Annotated in this window: 18 protein-coding genes; 11 read left to right on the top strand and 7 right to left on the bottom strand. The window is 60.2% G+C overall.

Annotated elements, in window-relative coordinates; all coding sequences use genetic code 11:
* Positions 1–88: 88 nt before the first annotated feature.
* From D8780_RS14370 to D8780_RS14355, 4 genes are all read left to right on the top strand, one after another.
* The gene (locus tag D8780_RS14370; protein ID WP_121646220.1) at positions 89–1,621 is read left to right on the top strand and encodes an acyl-CoA carboxylase subunit beta; all 1,533 of its coding nucleotides are present in this window, start codon (positions 89–91) and stop codon (positions 1,619–1,621) included.
* A 236-nt stretch (positions 1,622–1,857) separates the two neighbouring features.
* Positions 1,858–2,223, top strand: coding sequence for an endonuclease domain-containing protein (locus D8780_RS15950; protein WP_281004574.1), 366 nt, complete (start codon positions 1,858–1,860; stop codon positions 2,221–2,223).
* Positions 2,216–2,593, top strand: a complete 378-nt coding sequence (locus D8780_RS14360; RefSeq protein WP_121646219.1) for a hypothetical protein — start codon at positions 2,216–2,218, stop codon at positions 2,591–2,593. Before D8780_RS15950 ends, D8780_RS14360 begins: the two co-directional genes overlap by 8 nt.
* A complete protein-coding gene (locus D8780_RS14355) occupies positions 2,590–4,671 on the top strand; it encodes an acetyl-CoA carboxylase biotin carboxylase subunit (protein ID WP_121646218.1) in 2,082 nt (693 codons plus the stop codon). The genes D8780_RS14360 and D8780_RS14355 overlap by 4 nt, the downstream gene beginning before the upstream one ends.
* Before the next feature lie 9 nt (positions 4,672–4,680).
* Here the strand turns inward: D8780_RS14355 and D8780_RS14350 are convergent, their stop codons facing one another.
* Both D8780_RS14350 and D8780_RS14345 read right to left on the bottom strand, forming a co-directional pair.
* Positions 4,681–5,208: a DUF421 domain-containing protein gene (locus D8780_RS14350; RefSeq protein WP_121646217.1), complete on the bottom strand. Its 528-nt coding sequence runs from the start codon at positions 5,206–5,208 to the stop codon at positions 4,681–4,683.
* A gap of 74 nt (positions 5,209–5,282) precedes the next feature.
* Positions 5,283–5,684: a hypothetical protein gene (locus D8780_RS14345; protein WP_121646216.1), complete on the bottom strand. Its 402-nt coding sequence runs from the start codon at positions 5,682–5,684 to the stop codon at positions 5,283–5,285.
* A gap of 142 nt (positions 5,685–5,826) precedes the next feature.
* On the opposite strand from D8780_RS14345, the gene D8780_RS14340 reads away from it, so the two are divergent.
* Entirely contained in the window at positions 5,827–6,396 is a 570-nt protein-coding gene (locus D8780_RS14340) for a carboxymuconolactone decarboxylase family protein (protein WP_121646215.1), read from the top strand.
* Here the strand turns inward: D8780_RS14340 and D8780_RS14335 are convergent.
* The 4 genes from D8780_RS14335 to rpmI all read right to left on the bottom strand — a co-directional run bounded on the left by D8780_RS14335 (position 6,390) and on the right by rpmI (position 8,669).
* Positions 6,390–6,809: a GFA family protein gene (locus D8780_RS14335; protein ID WP_121646214.1), complete on the bottom strand. Its 420-nt coding sequence runs from the start codon at positions 6,807–6,809 to the stop codon at positions 6,390–6,392. The genes D8780_RS14340 and D8780_RS14335 overlap by 7 nt on opposite strands.
* A complete protein-coding gene (gene pheS / locus D8780_RS14330) occupies positions 6,806–7,894 on the bottom strand; it encodes a phenylalanine--tRNA ligase subunit alpha (protein ID WP_425373654.1) in 1,089 nt (362 codons plus the stop codon). The genes D8780_RS14335 and pheS overlap by 4 nt, the downstream gene beginning before the upstream one ends.
* A 129-nt stretch (positions 7,895–8,023) precedes the next feature.
* Entirely contained in the window at positions 8,024–8,428 is a 405-nt protein-coding gene (gene rplT / locus D8780_RS14325) for a 50S ribosomal protein L20 (protein ID WP_121646212.1), read from the bottom strand.
* A gap of 40 nt (positions 8,429–8,468) precedes the next feature.
* The gene (gene rpmI, locus D8780_RS14320) at positions 8,469–8,669 is read right to left on the bottom strand and encodes a 50S ribosomal protein L35 (protein WP_121646211.1); all 201 of its coding nucleotides are present in this window, start codon (positions 8,667–8,669) and stop codon (positions 8,469–8,471) included.
* Positions 8,670–8,973: 304 nt separating this feature from the next.
* Between rpmI and D8780_RS14315 the strand changes: the two genes are divergently transcribed.
* The 3 genes from D8780_RS14315 to D8780_RS14305 all read left to right on the top strand — a co-directional run bounded on the left by D8780_RS14315 (position 8,974) and on the right by D8780_RS14305 (position 12,226).
* Entirely contained in the window at positions 8,974–9,369 is a 396-nt protein-coding gene (locus D8780_RS14315; RefSeq protein ID WP_121646210.1) for a response regulator, read from the top strand.
* Positions 9,370–9,500: 131 nt separating this feature from the next.
* Positions 9,501–11,009, top strand: coding sequence for a sensor histidine kinase (locus D8780_RS14310; protein WP_158598520.1), 1,509 nt, complete (start codon positions 9,501–9,503; stop codon positions 11,007–11,009).
* Between the two features lie 107 nt (positions 11,010–11,116).
* On the top strand, positions 11,117–12,226 hold the full coding sequence (locus tag D8780_RS14305; protein ID WP_121646208.1) for an alkene reductase: 1,110 nt from the start codon (positions 11,117–11,119) through the stop codon (positions 12,224–12,226).
* Positions 12,227–12,318: 92 nt separating this feature from the next.
* Here the strand turns inward: D8780_RS14305 and infC are convergent, their stop codons facing one another.
* A complete protein-coding gene (gene infC, locus D8780_RS14300; protein ID WP_121646207.1) occupies positions 12,319–12,855 on the bottom strand; it encodes a translation initiation factor IF-3 in 537 nt (178 codons plus the stop codon).
* Between the two features lie 178 nt (positions 12,856–13,033).
* On the opposite strand from infC, the gene D8780_RS14295 reads away from it, so the two are divergent.
* The 3 genes from D8780_RS14295 (at position 13,034) to D8780_RS14285 (ending at position 15,387) form a co-directional block, all read left to right on the top strand.
* A complete protein-coding gene (locus D8780_RS14295) occupies positions 13,034–13,819 on the top strand; it encodes an alpha/beta hydrolase (protein WP_121646206.1) in 786 nt (261 codons plus the stop codon).
* A gap of 125 nt (positions 13,820–13,944) precedes the next feature.
* Positions 13,945–14,397 carry a DUF2852 domain-containing protein gene (locus D8780_RS14290; protein ID WP_121646596.1) on the top strand — a complete coding sequence of 151 codons (453 nt, stop codon included), beginning with the start codon at positions 13,945–13,947 and terminating at the stop codon, positions 14,395–14,397.
* A 228-nt stretch (positions 14,398–14,625) separates the two neighbouring features.
* A complete protein-coding gene (locus D8780_RS14285) occupies positions 14,626–15,387 on the top strand; it encodes a M48 family metallopeptidase (protein WP_121646595.1) in 762 nt (253 codons plus the stop codon).
* Positions 15,388–15,417: the final 30 nt, after the last annotated feature.

Genomic DNA, 15,417 nt, shown 5'->3' with positions numbered 1-15,417 from the left:
TTGCAAAATTTCTATTTTTACAGCACCACAGTTTCAAGCCTTTATCGCAGTCGCTGTTGGGCTTAGGCGGAGGAGAAGGGAGACGCTCATGCTAGAAATCATCGAACAGCTTGAATCCAAGCGACAGGAAGCCCGGCTCGGCGGCGGCCAGCGCCGCATCGACGCCCAGCACGGCAAGGGCAAGCTGACTGCGCGCGAGCGCCTCGACGTGCTGCTGGATGCAGGCTCATTCGAGGAATACGATACGTTCAAAACGCATCGTTGCACCGATTTCGGCATGGAAGAGCAGCAATATCCGGGCGACGGCGTCGTTACCGGCTGGGGCACGATCAATGGCCGGCCCGTCTACGTCTTCTCGCAGGACTTTACCGTCTTTGGCGGCTCGCTCTCCGAAACCCATGCCGAGAAGATATGCAAAGTGATGGATCTGGCCGTGCAGAACGGCGTGCCGATCATCGGCCTCAATGATTCAGGCGGCGCGCGCATTCAGGAGGGCGTCGCCTCGCTCGGCGGCTATGCGGAAGTCTTCTGGCGGAACGTCCAGGCCTCCGGCGTCATCCCGCAAATCTCCGTCATCATGGGTCCTTGCGCGGGTGGCGCGGTCTACTCGCCGGCGATGACCGACTTCATCTATATGGTCGAAGATTCGTCTTACATGTTCGTCACCGGCCCCGATGTGGTGAAGACCGTCACCAACGAGATCGTCACGGCGGAAGAGCTGGGCGGCGCATCGACCCACACCAAGAAAAGTTCGGTCGCCGACGGCGCGTTCGAAAACGACGTCGAAGCGCTGATGGAAATTCGCAGCTTGTTCGATTTCCTGCCGCAGAGCCAGCGCGAGAAGCCGCCGGTTTATGCCACCGAGGACGATCCGCAGCGTCTCGAAATGAGCCTCGATACGCTTGTGCCGGACAATGCCAACAAGCCCTACGATATGGGCGAAGTGATCCGGAAGGTTGCCGATGAGGCCGAATTCTTCGAGGTACAGAAGAACCATGCCGGCAACATCCTGATCGGCTTCATCCGGCTCAATGGCTCAACGGTCGGCGTGGTTGCCAACCAGCCGATGGTGCTGGCGGGCGTGCTGGATATCGACAGCGCCAAAAAGGCAGGCCGCTTCGTCCGCTTCTGCGACGCGTTCAACATTCCGATCCTGACCTTCGTGGACGTGCCCGGCTTCCTGCCCGGCACTGCGCAGGAATATGGCGGCATCATCAAGCATGGCGCCAAGCTCCTCTTCGCCTATGCCGAGGCGACCGTTCCGAAGGTGACCGTCATCACCCGCAAGGCTTATGGCGGCGCTTATGACGTGATGGCGAGCAAGCACATCCGCGCCGACGTCAACTATGCCTGGCCGACCGCGCAGATCGCGGTGATGGGCGCCAAGGGCGCGACGGAGATCCTCTACCGCTCGGAACTGGACGACCCGGAGAAGATCGCCGCGCGGACCAAGGAATATGAGGACCGCTTCGCCAACCCATTCATCGCGGCGCAGCGCGGCTTCATCGATGAGGTTATCATGCCGCACTCGACCCGCCGCCGCGTCATCCGCGCCTTCGAGATCCTGAAGACCAAGCAGGTCGAAGGCCCGACGAAGAAGCACGACAATATTCCGCTGTGATGGGTGGATTAACGACCCCCTCTCTGGCCAATTGCAAGGACTTGGTCCTTGCCCAAGCCCAGCAATTGGCTTTCTCTCCCTCAGGGGGAGAGATGACGCGCTCCATATCCGTCCATGCTCGCCCTCAATCCTTTCCGAAAGATCGAAGCTGTGTTCTTCTCCCCCTTGGAGGGGGAGAAAGCGATTTCAGTGTCTTGGCGCAGCCAAGTACTAGAAATCGCAAGAGAGGGGGTTCGTTGGCCAAAGAGATTAGAACCCGCAATCTTGCCTTCGCCCGCCAGATGCGGAGGGATCCTACGCCTGCCGAAAACGCACTGTGGCAGATGTTGAAAGGGCGTAAGCTCGGCGGGCTGAAGTTTCGTCGCCAGCAGCCCTTGGGTCGATTCATCGTTGACTTTGTCTGCCTCGAGAAGAGGCTAATCGTCGAAGCCGATGGTGGCCAACATGCCGAATCCGCCTCGGACACCGAACGTGACGCCTATTTCAAGCAACAGGGCTACCGCGTTCTGCGCTTCTGGAACGATGACATTCTTCGAAACAGCGACGGCGTTGCGCAGCACATTCTGAGTGCGGCGAAATATGTCGGAGAGCCTGATGCCTAAACTTCCAGACATGACCAAGCATCGCGGGTTTCCGTCCGGCCTGCCCGGCACGGGGCTGCAGTTCACGATACGGCGGGCCAATCCCAAGGGTGTCGTGAAGCTTTTCTCCAAGCGCCGGACGGCGGACCGCCCGGACATCGAGAAGCTGGCCGACACCGCCTTTCTCCACGCCATCTGGCATCATTTCGGCGCCGAGCCGTTCGAGCGCGGCAATCTGGATGCAGGTCGCCTGAGCTGGGTGTTCGGCCAGGAAATCGTGCCGGCCGAACACCCGTTTGATCCGGCCTCCTATCAGGCGCTGCTCAAGCTCGACGAGCCACTGGCGCGATCCACCCACCCCGAAGCCTTCGAGGATGTTCTGACAGTATGAGCAACAAGCCCTTCACCAAAATCCTCATCGCCAATCGCGGCGAGATCGCCTGCCGGGTCATCAAGACAGCAAAGAAGATGGGGATCGCTACGGTCGCGGTCTATTCCGATGCCGACAAGGACGCCGTCCATGTGCGGATGGCCGACGAGGCAGTGCATATCGGCCCGCCGCAGGCGAACCAGTCCTACCTCGTCGCCGACAAGATCATCGAAGCGTGCCGGAAGACGGGAGCACAGGCTGTCCATCCCGGCTACGGCTTCCTGTCCGAGAATGCCAAGTTCTGCGAGACGCTGGAAGCGGCCGGCATCACCTTCATCGGCCCCAAGCCCAAGGCCATCGAGGCGATGGGTGACAAGATTACCTCAAAGAAACTGGCACAGGAGGCCGGCGTCTCGACCGTCCCCGGCCATATGGGCCTGATCGCCGATGCCGAGGAAGCGGCCAAGATTTCGGCCGAGATCGGCTATCCGGTGATGATCAAGGCGTCCGCCGGCGGCGGCGGCAAGGGCATGCGCATCGCCTGGAACGACGAGGAAGCACGCGAAGGCTTCGAGCGCTCGAAGTCCGAGGCGGCCTCCTCATTCGGCGATGACCGCATCTTCATCGAGAAATTTGTCGAGCAGCCGCGCCATATCGAAATTCAGGTCCTGGCCGACAGCCACGGCAACACGCTCTATCTGAACGAGCGCGAATGCTCGATCCAGCGGCGCAACCAGAAGGTGATCGAAGAAGCGCCCTCACCCTTCCTCGACGAAGAGACCCGCAAGGCGATGGGCGAACAGTCGGTCGCGCTGGCCAAGGCCGTCGATTACGAGAGCGCCGGCACGGTCGAATTCATCGTCGACAAGGACCGGAACTTCTACTTCCTGGAGATGAATACACGCCTGCAGGTCGAGCATCCGGTGACTGAGCTGATCACCGGCGTCGATCTCGTCGAGCAGATGATCCGCGTCGCCGCAGGCGAGAAACTGGCCCTGACCCAGGACGATATCGGTATCGATGGCTGGGCGATCGAGAGCCGGCTCTATGCCGAAGATCCCTATCGCAACTTCCTGCCTTCGATCGGGAGGCTGACCGCCTACGCCCCACCGGCGGAAGGCCCGGTCGGAGAGCGAAGCGAAGGCGATCCCGTTGCGGAGGGCCCCGGCGGCTCCGCCATTGGCGGCGGCACACCCATCATCCGCAATGACACGGGCGTCACCGACGGCTCGGAAATCTCGATGTTCTACGATCCGATGGTTGCCAAGCTCTGCACATGGGCGCCGACGCGCGATGAGGCGACGGAAGCCATGGCCGATGCGCTTGACGCCTTCGTGGTGGACGGCATCGGCCACAACATCCCGTTCCTTTCGGCCATCATGGCGCATCCGAAATGGAAAAGCGGCGACATCTCCACCAAATTCATCGAGGAGGAGTATCCCGAGGGCTTCGAGGGCGCCGCCCCCGGCGAAAACGACCTGCGTGACCTTGCGGTGGCGGCAGCGCTTCTGAAGCGCCTTTCCGCCCGCGAGCCTCTCGGTGCAACGACGGGCAGCAATCTGCATGTCGGCGGCACGCCAACCAACCTTTCCGTCTTCATTGGCGATGAGCGCATGGCCGTCGAAGCCATCCCGGCCGCCGGTGGCTTCAACGTCACGGTGAATGGAGAGGCGCTCGGCATGGTCGAGATCGACTGGCGGCGCGGCCAGACCCTCGCCCGTCTGACGATCGAGGGCGACACCCTTACGATGCGCGTCAACCCCGTTACCGCCGGTTACCGTCTGCGTCATGCCGGCATGGATCTGGTGGCCAAGGTCTATTCGCCGCATGTGGCGGAACTTGCCGCGCTGATGCCGGTCAAGGAAGCGCCTGACACCTCCAACCTCCTGCTTTGCCCCATGCCGGGCCTCGTCGTCTCGCTCATGGTGAACAAAGGCGAGAAGGTCGAGGAAGGTCAGGCGCTCGCCATCATCGAAGCCATGAAGATGGAGAACGTGCTGCGCGCCGAACGTCAGGCCACCGTCAAGCGGCTTGCCGTGGAAGAAGGCGACAGCCTGGCTGTCGACGAGACGATCATGGAGTTCGAGACAAGCGCCTGAACCCAGGCGCTACTCGACGCCGCCGTCTTTGGTCCGCAGCTTTCGAAGGGTTTGTGGTTCGTCAACGCCTTCGCGGCGCTTGATCAGGCCGATATCGCCAGCGGACTCGATGGTCAGCGCTTCGATTTCCGAAAGGTTGGTGATGTCGTTCTGGCGCAGGAGCATGTCGATCTCTTCTTCGACCATCTGCTCTCTTCGCATGTTGTCGCGCTGCAACTCTCCATCCTTCACCAGAACGGTTGGGGGGGCTTTCAATATGTCGCGAACCAGCCGGGATTTCAGAGCGGCGTAGGAGAGCAGCCAATCGAGCGCCACGAGAGCGGCCATGGCAAGGCAGCCTTCAACAACTTTGACACCCTCGAGAACGATCATCGAAGCGAGTACCGACCCGACCGTAAAGGTCAGGATCATGTCGTACATGTTGAACTTGGCAACAGTTCGCTTGCCGGCCAGCCGAAGCAGGAAGATCAGCCACGCAAAACCGATGATCGCCGAAACCAGGATGCCGAGCAGGCCGGGATCGCTGTCATACCACATGGAATTGGTTCCTTTTATTCGATGCACATCGCACGCATCGACAAAAAGAACAGTCGGATACGTTCAAACAATTATTAGGCGCGGAAGCCGTTTGCCTTGTACAGCGCGCCTTTGGCCCAGGCGTGTATCGCGCGATACACCATGAGAGAGACGACGGCGAAAACCGCATTGAAGGCGAAGAGTACGCCCCAGGAGGCATCGCCCCCGAAAAACAGCCGCGACAGGACCGACGGCACCAGAACCCCGACCAGCAGTGAGAGAATGGCGGCGATTGAGGTGGGAAGGGTTTTGTAGAGAAAAGGATAGATCGCCGTGACGAGAATGGCGACGACATAGCGGCCCCACATCAGCATCAGATCCTGCAGCGCCGCGCCATCGGTAAAGACCGAGACGAGAAGATTGGTCGCGATAGCCCCAAGCACACCGCCGGCGATCACGGCAACAATGTCTGTGGCAATCATACGTTTGGCGGCCATGCTCGTCATTTCCTGTCTGTTAGGCGGTCATCAACAGCCAATATCGTGCGCAATGCCGGCAGGTAAAGAGCCTGTCATGCGCAGGAGACGACACTAGCTAGGGAGTCACGCCCGCCACACCAGCCGACACGAAGGAAGCCCCATGCGCCTCGACCTGATCGCCCCGGATACCCTGAGCGCCGAGCAGAAGCCGATCTATGACGATATGAAGGAAGGTATCGAACAGAAATTCAACGCATTCAAAGCGATCGCCGAAAACGGCGCCCTGATGGGTCCTTGGAACCCATGGTTACACGAACCCAAAATCGGCAAGGCGATCTGGGAATTGACCAAGGTCATGAGTATGGAAGCGACCCTGCCCCCAAGGGCACGGGAAATCGCCATTCTTCGCACCGGCGCACATTTCAACTCAGCCTATGAAATCTACGCGCATGATGCGATCGCCGAGGTGCACGGAATCGATGAGAAGCGCATCTCCACACTGGTCGCGGGTGTCCGGCCGGAACATATGGACCGTGAAGAGCAGGTCGCCTACGACGTCGCCAATTCCTTGCTCGAAGGGGCCGTTCTGCCGCGCCCGACCTATGACGAAGCGGTCGACACCTTCGGCAAGAAGGGCGCACACGAACTTATCTTTCTGGTGGGCCTCTACTGCCTGGTTTCCGTCACGCTGAACGGCTTCAACGTGCCGGTCCCAGACGAGGATCAATGATCCTCGTCTGACCGCTGGACCGAGAAGTGTTCATGCTGAGGCAGGTCGTCCGCCGTGGCGAACCAGTCGAGCCGCTCCGAGGTGAAGGCGTGGTGCGTCGGCGCATAGCGCTCCGGATCGTCGAGCGCCCCGTGATAGAGATATAAGCGGCCCGCCAATCCCTCATCACGATAGCCGATCGGTGAGCCGCATAAGGAGCAGAAGAACCGCTTCACGGGCGGTTCGCCATATTCGCCCTCCGGCTTACCCTGCCAGACGACATCCGCATCATGGACGCCGATGAACGAAGCGACGGGCGCGCCGGTTGCCTGCCGGCAATCCGTGCAATGGCAATAGCTGGCGAAATGCGGTTCCGCGGTCAGTTCGAAACGGACGGCGCCGCAGCGACACCGCCCGGTTTCGACAGGGCTCAAGTGCGGCTCAGCCCGCCGAATAGCGTCGGCATATCGAGCGGGCGGAAACCATAATGGGCGAGCCATCGCACATCGGCATCGAAAAAGGCCCGGAGGTCGGGCATGCCGTATTTGAGCATTGCGATGCGGTCGATCCCCATACCCCAGGCAAAGCCCTGATACTCGTCCGGATCGAGCCCGGCCATGCGCATCACGTTCGGATGCACCATGCCGCAGCCAAGAATTTCCATCCAGTCGTCGCCCTCGCCGAAACGCACTTCGCCCGGCGTGGAGCGATCGCACTGAATATCGAGTTCCAGGCTCGGTTCGGTGAACGGGAAGAAGGACGGGCGAAAGCGCATATTCAGCGAGGGGACCTCGAAGAACGCCTTGCAGAATTCCGAGAGCACCCACTTCAGATTGGCGATATTGGCCGTCTTGTCGATCACCAGCCCTTCGAGCTGATGGAACATAGGCGAATGGGTCGCATCGCTGTCCTGCCGATAGGTCTTGCCGGGAATGACGATGCGGATCGGCGGCTTCTGCGCTTCCATCGTACGGATCTGAACGGGCGAAGTATGGGTCCGCAGGACTTTCCGCTCCCCCTTCTCGTCCGGTCGGAAGAAGAAGGTGTCATGCATCTCCCGCGCGGGATGACCCTCTGGAAAGTTCAGTGCGGTGAAGTTGTAATAGTCGGTCTCGATATCCGGCCCTTCAGCGATCTCGAAGCCCAGATCGCCGAAGATCGCCGTGATCTCGTCGATAACCTGGCTGATCGGGTGAATGCGCCCCGTCTCCGCGGGCGCAGGATGGACCGGCAGCGTGATATCCACCGTTTCAGAGGCAAGGCGCGCCTCGATCGCCGCCTCACGCAGAATAAGGCGCCGGGCGCCGATCGCCTCGTTGACCTCGTTTTTCAGGGCGTTCAGGGCGGGACCGGCGGTCTTGCGCTCGTCGGGCGACATCTTGCCGAGCCCCTTCAGCAATTCCGACACGCGCCCCTTCTTGCCGAGAGCGAAGACGCGAACCTCTTCCAGCGCGGGCTCGTCGGCCGCCGCTTCCACCGAAGTGATGATTTCATCGCGAAGGGATGCGTAATCGTCCATAGTCTCGTCCATTCCTCGTGCGCCGGTCGAAGGCCGGCACGAAAAAACCCGCAAATGGCGGGGCCATTCGCGGGCTTGTCCTGTCAGAAAGCGCGGCGCGGTTCAAGCGCGCCGGACTCTCTATCCGTCTTATGCGCCGACGGCACGCTCATATTCGTTGGTATTGCCGTCCTTCAGGTAGGACAGAGCGTCCTTGGCCTGAGCGACAACAGCAGCGAATGCCTCCGGCTCATGGATCGCCATGTCGGAGAGGACCTTGCGGTCCATCTCGATACCGGCCTTGTTCAGGCCGTCGATCAGGCGGCTATAGGTCAGGCCATGTTCGCGGGCAGCGGCGTTGAGGCGCTGAACCCAGAGGGCGCGGAAATTGCGCTTCCTCGTGCGGCGGTCGCGAGTCGCATACTGCATCGACTTCTCGACGGCCTGCTTGGCGATGCGAATCGTATTCTTGCGGCGGCCATAAAAGCCCTTGGCTGCCTTGATGGTCTTCTTGTGCTTGGCGTGAGCTGTCACGCCTCTTTTCACGCGGGCCATTCTGGTTCTCCTGCGTCAGTGTTTCGGGGAAGGACCGCGCTTAGCGGTTGTAAGGCATGAAGATCTTTACGAGCTTGGTATCCGGCTCGCTCAGCACCATGGTGCCGCGCGCATCGCGGATAAAGTCGTTGGACCGTTTGATCATGCCGTGGCGCTTGCCGGCAGCCTGCGCCTTGACCTTGCCCCGAGCGGTCATCTTGAACCGTTTCTTGCAGGACGACTTCGTCTTCATCTTGGGCATTTTGCTCTCCTTAACTGGCGGGTGCGGCATGGCTCATCCCATGCCGGTCCTCAAAGCCGACCCGAAAGCGACGAACATTCGGGCTTAGCATTTAGAGACACCACGGCATGCCCTGCCGGCTGTCTCAGAACAGCGGGCTATTAGCGCGTGTCGATCATGGACGCAAGGGCCGATCCGAAAGGCGGATGCGCTCAGACCGAAACCAGCCAAGAGCGGACCAGATATTTTTCCCGCAACGCAAAAAAATTGGAACCGCCGACGGCTGACGGCGTTTTCGGCAATCAATAGTAATGCGATACGAGTAATGGCAACAGCAACCCCTCCGCCTTCCACTTGCAAGAAGGCCGTCCTTATTGTCGAGGATGAACCGCTCCTTTTGATGGAAGCTGCCGACATGGTGGCCGATGCGGGCTATCTGCCGATCGAAACGACCAACGCCAAGGAAGCACTCGCTGTGCTTCGGCAGCGTGGCGATATCTGCATCCTCTTCACCGACATCAATCTGGCGGGAAGTATCGACGGGCTTGCCCTGGCGCGCGAAGTCGCCGACCGGTGGCCGCCCATCGACGTGATCGTCGCGTCCGGCCGTCATACGATTGACGATTCGTCCCTGCCCCATCGCGCCCGCTTCATGCCAAAGCCCTATCTGCCCTCCGACTTCAACCGCTTATTGGCGGATTTCAACCACCCGGTCATGTGATGCGTGATGGCGCCGGGCCGAGCAGCCCCTCCGACGCTGGAAACGCCCCAGGCCGCGTCGGGGCAGATGGCTCACCGACCCTGAAAGCAAATAGCTCTGAAACGTCCGGTTCAACCGAACCGGATGCTATCATGCAAGAGCGGCTCGCCGTGATATTCGATGCAGCTCATGCCATCGGATGGTGGGACTGGGATATTCCCACCGACCGCTTCCACGCCGGGAGGAAATGCGCGGACCTTTTAGGTATCGATTCCGAGCAGGCGGCGGAAGGCGTCAGCTTTTCCCGCTTTATCGACGGCATCGACAAGCGCGACCGGGCTCACGTGGACGCAGCCATCCGCCATGCGGTCGACGTCGGCGGGCCCTTTTCCGAAGAATTTCGGATTGCCGATGTTCCGAATGGCTTTCGACCGCGCTGGGTCGCGGTCAATGGACACTGTTATCGCGGCGAAGACGGCAAGCCGAGGCGGTTCCCTGGTGTCCTGCTCGACATAACGGACCGCCGGCTTACAGAACTGCGCAAACAGGCCCTGCTTCAGCTTGGTGATCGTCTCCGCGAACTGACCGACATAGAGAGCATCGCCTACGCGGCCGCCACAAGCATGGCAGAGGTCCTGACGCCAAGCCGCGCCGGTTTCGGCATTGTGGATGAGGGCAGCGAAACCGTTTTCATTCCTCCCGAGTGGAGACGGTCAGGTACAAGCTCCATTTCCGGTCAGCACAACTTTCGCGAATATGGCTCGTTCATCGACGACCTGAAGGCAGGGCAGGTGGTCGCCATTGACGATGTCGAACATGACCCACGCACAGCCATGCACGCCGATGCTCTTCTCGGCCTCGGCATCAGAGCGCTGATCAACATCCCCATTCTGGAACATGGCAAATTCGTTCTTGTCGTACTGATTCATAGTGACGGTCCAGTGGACTGGAGCGAGCGCGATCTTCGCTTCAGCTATGCCGTTGCGGACCGCGTGCAGGCCGCGCTTGGTCGCCTGAGAGCAGAGCAACAGCGTGAACTGCTCAATCGCGAGCTCTCTCACCGACTCAAAAACTCCCTTTCGATGGCGCAGTCCATCGTTTCGCAGTCGCTGCGGTCGGCGAGAGATCTGGAGAGCGCCAAGGCCGGTATAGGCCGCCGCCTTTCAGCGCTCGGGCATGCCCATGAGGTCCTTCTCAAAGGGTCGGTGGAGCAGGCAGGCATCATCGATGTGGTCACGAATGCTCTGCGACCTCATCAGGACGAGCCGATGCGCATTAGCTGGAAGGGCCCGGATATTGCTCTGGCTGCCGGGGCCGCTCTTTCCCTGTCCCTCATAATTCATGAACTGGCGACCAACGCCGCCAAGCACGGCTCGCTCAGCGTGGAAGAGGGCCGCGTCGATCTGGAATGGCGTGTCACCGGAGAGAATGAAGACCGGCTGACCATGAGATGGACGGAAAGGAACGGGCCGACCGTCATCGAGCCCTCACGGTCCGGCTTCGGATCGCGGCTCATTCGTTACGGGGTAACGGGCGCGACGGACCAGACGGTCGAGATCGATTACCGGCCGGAAGGGCTGGTCTGGCATCTGGATGCTCTGCTGAGCGGTATTTCGGTTCCACATCCGGCCGAAACGCCTCCATTGCCGGCGTCTTCGTAAAAGCAACGGTGCGTCACCGCGCATCATCCCTCCGCGGTCTCGACATTGGGCCTTCGCGCACGATGTCCGACCCACTCCATTCTTTTCGTAAATCAAAGGACAGCTTCATGGCTCCTCAGACGATATTCTCTCCGCACAAAATGGGCGATCTGATCGTTCCCAATCGGGTTTTCATGGCTCCGCTCACCCGCAACCGCGCGCATGACGACGGGACGCCCTGGGAGGTCACCGCCACATATTACGCGCAGCGTGCCTCGGCTGGACTGATCATCTCTGAAGCGACGCAGATCACCCCTCTTGGCAAGGGCTACATCAAGACCCCCGGCATCTACACAGACGCGCATGTCGAAGGCTGGCGCCTCGTCACCGATGCCGTCCATGCCGCCGGCGGCCGTATCTATTGCCAGCTATGGCATGTCGGCCGTATCCGCCATGTCCACATCGAGCCGAAGGGAGAACAGCCTGTCGCGCCCAGCGCAATCCGGGCCGATGCCAAAACCTTCACCCATGATGGTTTCGAGGATGTCTCCGAGCCCCGCGCGCTTTCGCTCGAGGAAATCGATCAACTCGTGGAGGATTTCGCCCACGCTGCACGCTGCGCCATGGAAGCCGGCTTCGATGGGGTCGAGATCCACTCCGCCAATGGCTATCTGCTGAACCAGTTTCTTCATTCGGGCTCGAACAAGCGGGAAGATGAATATGGCGGCTCGGTCGAGAACCGCAGCCGACTGACCTTACGGGTCGCCGATCGCCTTATCCAGGAGATCGGATCGGACAAGGTCGGCCTCAGGCTATCGCCGCTCGGCGAAGCCAATGACGTGCCGGAAGACGATCCGGTCGGGCTCTACTCCTACCTCATCGCCGAGCTCGACAAGCGGGAACTGGCCTACCTTCATTTCGTCGAGAGCTTCCGCGGCGAAGACCGCACCGCTGAGAAAGCCGAAATATTGAAGAAGGTCCGCCGTGAATGGCACGGCTTCTTCGTCGCCAATGGCGCCTATGACGCAGAACACGCCGAGAAATACGTTTCCGAGGGCTGGTGCCATGCCGTTGCCGTCGGGCGCGATTTCCTGGCCAATCCGGACCTGCCGCTGCGCTGGCTGAACGGCACTCCCCTCAACGAGCCCAATCAGGATACGTTCTATGGCGGCGCGGAAGAAGGCTATACGGATTACCCGTTTGCCACGCTCGGTCGCGACAACGGGAAGACGAGCTGAGGCTCCTAAGCGCGATCCGTCTTTTTTCAGCTATGAATACAAAAGCGGCCCCCGCCGGGGGCCGCTTCATTTCGTCGGACTAGCGGTCGCGCTCAGCGCGGTGCCAGGACCATCATCATCTGACGACCCTCGAGCTTCGGCTCGGCCTCGACCTTGGCGATATCCACCGTGTCTTCCTTGACGCGGTTGAGAAGCTCCATACCGAGTTCCTGGTGCGCCATTTCGCGACCGCGGAAACGCAGAGTGACCTTCACCTTGTCGCCATTTTCAAAGAAGCGCTTAGCGGCCTTCATCTTCACGTCGTAATCGTGGGTGTCGATGTTGGGCCGCATCTTCACCTCCTTGATCTCGATCGTCTTCTGCTTCTTCCGCGCCTCGGCCTTCTTCTTCTGCTGCTGATATTTCAGCCGGCCAAGATCCTGGATCTTGCAGACGGGCGGCTTGGCGTTGGTCTGCACCTCGATCAGATCGAGGCCGGCCTCTTCCGCCATGCGGACTGCGTCTTCAGTGGGAACTTCTCCGCGGTTTTCCCCGTCTGCATCGATGAGCATGACGGTGGGCACACGGATTTCTCGGTTTGCGCGCGGCCCTTCCTTCGTGGGGGGAGGCGCTCGAAAAGGTCTGCGAATGGTCGTGTTCTCCTGAACCGTTAAACTTACAAATTTTCTGCCGTGTCAGCAGCGTTGCAACGCTGCCCATGACGACCTCACCTATATAGGGATTGTTGATTGCCATGACGACGGTGCCTCTTCATAACACGCCCCTGATTATTTTTCACGCCCAAAAGCGAAGCGGACTGGAGCGATCATGCCGGAAGAACAAGGCAGGCTAACGATTGACGGTACGCCCATCGCCTGGCGGCGGGTCGATGGGGCCTCGCCAACCTTCGTCTGGCTGGGTGGATTTCGCTCCGATATGGCCGGAACGAAGGCCGAGGCCATCTCGAACCATTGCGCCGAGACCGGCCATGCCTTTCTTCGGTTCGACTATTCCGGTCACGGCGAATCCGGCGGCGATTTCGAGGCCGGCACCATCTCTCTGTGGCTGTCGGAAACGCTCGCGGTGCTCGATCGACTGACTGATGGCCCGCTGGTCCTTGTCGGCTCGTCCATGGGCGGCTGGATTGCCCTTCGCGCCGTGCAGGAAATGGTCAAAGCTGGTGAGACGGACCGCATCGCCGGAATGATCCTCCTCGCTCCGGCTCCCGATTTTACGTCTCGCATGTTGAATGGCGAGCTGACGGCCAAGGAAAAGAAAGTCCTGGAAGAGACCGGCCGACATGAAGTGCCGACACCATATGGACCCGACCCGAATGTCTTCACGAAGAAGCTGTTCGACGATGGCGAGAAAAACAGTGTTCTGAACGGTCTCATCGACACGCACTGTCCCGTCCATATCGTTCAGGGCATGGAAGACCCCGACGTCCCGTGGCAGACGGCGCAATCGCTGATGGAGCGCTTGCCGGCAGACGACGTGACCCTGACCTATGTGAAGGATGGCGACCATCGCCTGTCGCGCGAACAGGATATCGCCCTGCTCTTGCGGGTTTGCGATACAATGGCCGAGCAAGTATCCGCGCAGCAAGGCGCGTGATCGATCGATTTAGACCCACAAAATCTTGAATCGGACCGAAGCAATTCCCATCTCATAAACATAGAGCGGTCGCTATGTTTCGATCCCCCACTTCGTGTGACCGCAGGTGAGAAAGGATGCTTTCGATGAAATCCAATGCCCTGATCCGTCCCGCCTGGACGCCCGCGACCATCGCGTTGATGATCATCGGCTTCATGCTCTGGTGGCCGCTTGGATTGGCCATGCTGGCCTTCATCCTGTGGGGTGACCGGCTGGAAGCCTTCAGGACAGACGTCAACGGTGCCACCGATCGCGTCGTGGCGGGATGGCGCCGCGCAGCGCGTAGCGCATCTGCGCCGTCGACCGGCAATGTTGCTTTTGACGCATGGCGTGATGACGAATTGAAGCGTCTTGCGGAAGAGCGCCGCAAGGTCGAGGAAATGCGTGAAGAGTTCGATACGCATATGCGCGAACTGCGCATGGCGCGCGACAAGCAGGAATTCGAATCCTTCATGGCCGCCCGCCGCGAGCGCAAGACGGTCGAACACGAAAAAGCCGATCAGACCGGTGATCTGGCCGGTGGCGCGTACGCCGGGTAAGGCTGTTCGACACGAACGATTGTTTCAGGCCGGGTTTAAATGAACCCGGCCTTTCTTTTGGTTTCTGTGATATGGCAGGCTTGGGTGCCCGTCATCGAAAGCGGACGTTTCACGATTTTCTTCATTCGCACGATTCTCGATGGTGTTGGTTTGCGGTTTCGCGGGCCACACGAAAAGCGGTCAGTTCCTGTTAACCTTATGGAACCGAATCGCTTTATTGTGCGCGTCATGGTTGCCGCCTCGCCCCTCCTTTTTCAGCGCCGCTCGCCTTCGACAAAGAAGGAAGAACGCCTGCACGCCGTCGGTGAACGGGCCTTGCCGCTCGCCATTCACCGCAATCCTCGCGCCAGACGCCTGATCCTGCGCATCGTGCCGGGTGGACGTTCACTGCGTGTAACCGCACCGCCCGGTGTTTCAAAAAAACAGATCGATGCTTTTCTGGATCGCAATGCCGGCTGGCTGGCCGAACGACTGGACCGCCATCAGGGAACCGAACTCGTAGCGGGCGGCGACCTCACCTTTCGCGGTCGCTCCTGCCGAATTCTCCATTCCGGACAACTGCGCGGCCTGCCAGCCCTCATCGAGGAAAAAGACGGGCCGACCATTCTCGTTCATGGCCCCCAGGAAGCCTTGCCGAAACGGCTCGCCGCATTCCTGCGCCAAGAGGCGGAAGCCATGATGGTGCCGCTCGCTCACGCCCACGCCGCAACGCTCGGCCGCCCGATCGAAGCGGTCCGGTTTCGCGATACGCGCAGTCGGTGGGGCAGTTGCACCGCGAACGGTACCCTCTCCTTCTCATGGCGCATCATGATGGCGCCCGATTTCGTGATCGACTATCTCGTCGCCCATGAGGTCGCCCATCTGGCCGAAATGAACCATGGCCGGCATTTCTGGGCGATATGCCACGACCTCTGCCCCCGTGTGGACGAAGCCAAGGCATGGCTAAAAGAGCATGGCGGTCGATTGCAGGCCTTCGATTTTTCGAGCTGAAAGCAGCGTCCGTTCACCATATGCCGCAGT

The sequence above is a fragment of the Notoacmeibacter ruber genome, from assembly GCF_003668555.1.
Lineage (GTDB): Bacteria > Pseudomonadota > Alphaproteobacteria > Rhizobiales > Rhizobiaceae > Notoacmeibacter > Notoacmeibacter ruber.
The sequence above is the reverse complement of the archived record's forward strand: the minus strand, read 5'-3'. Positions and strand labels throughout refer to the sequence as shown.

What these genes read in the sequence shown, in the direction of transcription:
- D8780_RS14360 (WP_121646219.1), top strand. Translation starts at nt 2,216, where the DNA reads ATGCCTAAACTTCCAGACATGACCAAGCATCGCGGGTTTCCGTCCGGC.
- D8780_RS14305 (WP_121646208.1), top strand. Translation starts at nt 11,117, where the DNA reads ATGGCTCCTCAGACGATATTCTCTCCGCACAAAATGGGCGATCTGATC.
- D8780_RS14315 (WP_121646210.1), top strand. Translation starts at nt 8,974, where the DNA reads ATGGCAACAGCAACCCCTCCGCCTTCCACTTGCAAGAAGGCCGTCCTT.
- D8780_RS14290 (WP_121646596.1), top strand. Translation starts at nt 13,945, where the DNA reads ATGAAATCCAATGCCCTGATCCGTCCCGCCTGGACGCCCGCGACCATC.
- D8780_RS14350 (WP_121646217.1), bottom strand. Translation starts at nt 5,208, where the DNA reads ATGTGGTATGACAGCGATCCCGGCCTGCTCGGCATCCTGGTTTCGGCG.
- D8780_RS14310 (WP_158598520.1), top strand. Translation starts at nt 9,501, where the DNA reads ATGCAAGAGCGGCTCGCCGTGATATTCGATGCAGCTCATGCCATCGGA.
- pheS (WP_425373654.1), bottom strand. Translation starts at nt 7,894, where the DNA reads ATGGACGATTACGCATCCCTTCGCGATGAAATCATCACTTCGGTGGAA.
- rplT (WP_121646212.1), bottom strand. Translation starts at nt 8,428, where the DNA reads ATGGCCCGCGTGAAAAGAGGCGTGACAGCTCACGCCAAGCACAAGAAG.
- rpmI (WP_121646211.1), bottom strand. Translation starts at nt 8,669, where the DNA reads ATGCCCAAGATGAAGACGAAGTCGTCCTGCAAGAAACGGTTCAAGATG.
- D8780_RS14295 (WP_121646206.1), top strand. Translation starts at nt 13,034, where the DNA reads ATGCCGGAAGAACAAGGCAGGCTAACGATTGACGGTACGCCCATCGCC.
- D8780_RS14340 (WP_121646215.1), top strand. Translation starts at nt 5,827, where the DNA reads ATGCGCCTCGACCTGATCGCCCCGGATACCCTGAGCGCCGAGCAGAAG.
- D8780_RS14370 (WP_121646220.1), top strand. Translation starts at nt 89, where the DNA reads ATGCTAGAAATCATCGAACAGCTTGAATCCAAGCGACAGGAAGCCCGG.
- D8780_RS14355 (WP_121646218.1), top strand. Translation starts at nt 2,590, where the DNA reads ATGAGCAACAAGCCCTTCACCAAAATCCTCATCGCCAATCGCGGCGAG.
- D8780_RS14345 (WP_121646216.1), bottom strand. Translation starts at nt 5,684, where the DNA reads ATGGCCGCCAAACGTATGATTGCCACAGACATTGTTGCCGTGATCGCC.
- D8780_RS14285 (WP_121646595.1), top strand. Translation starts at nt 14,626, where the DNA reads ATGGTTGCCGCCTCGCCCCTCCTTTTTCAGCGCCGCTCGCCTTCGACA.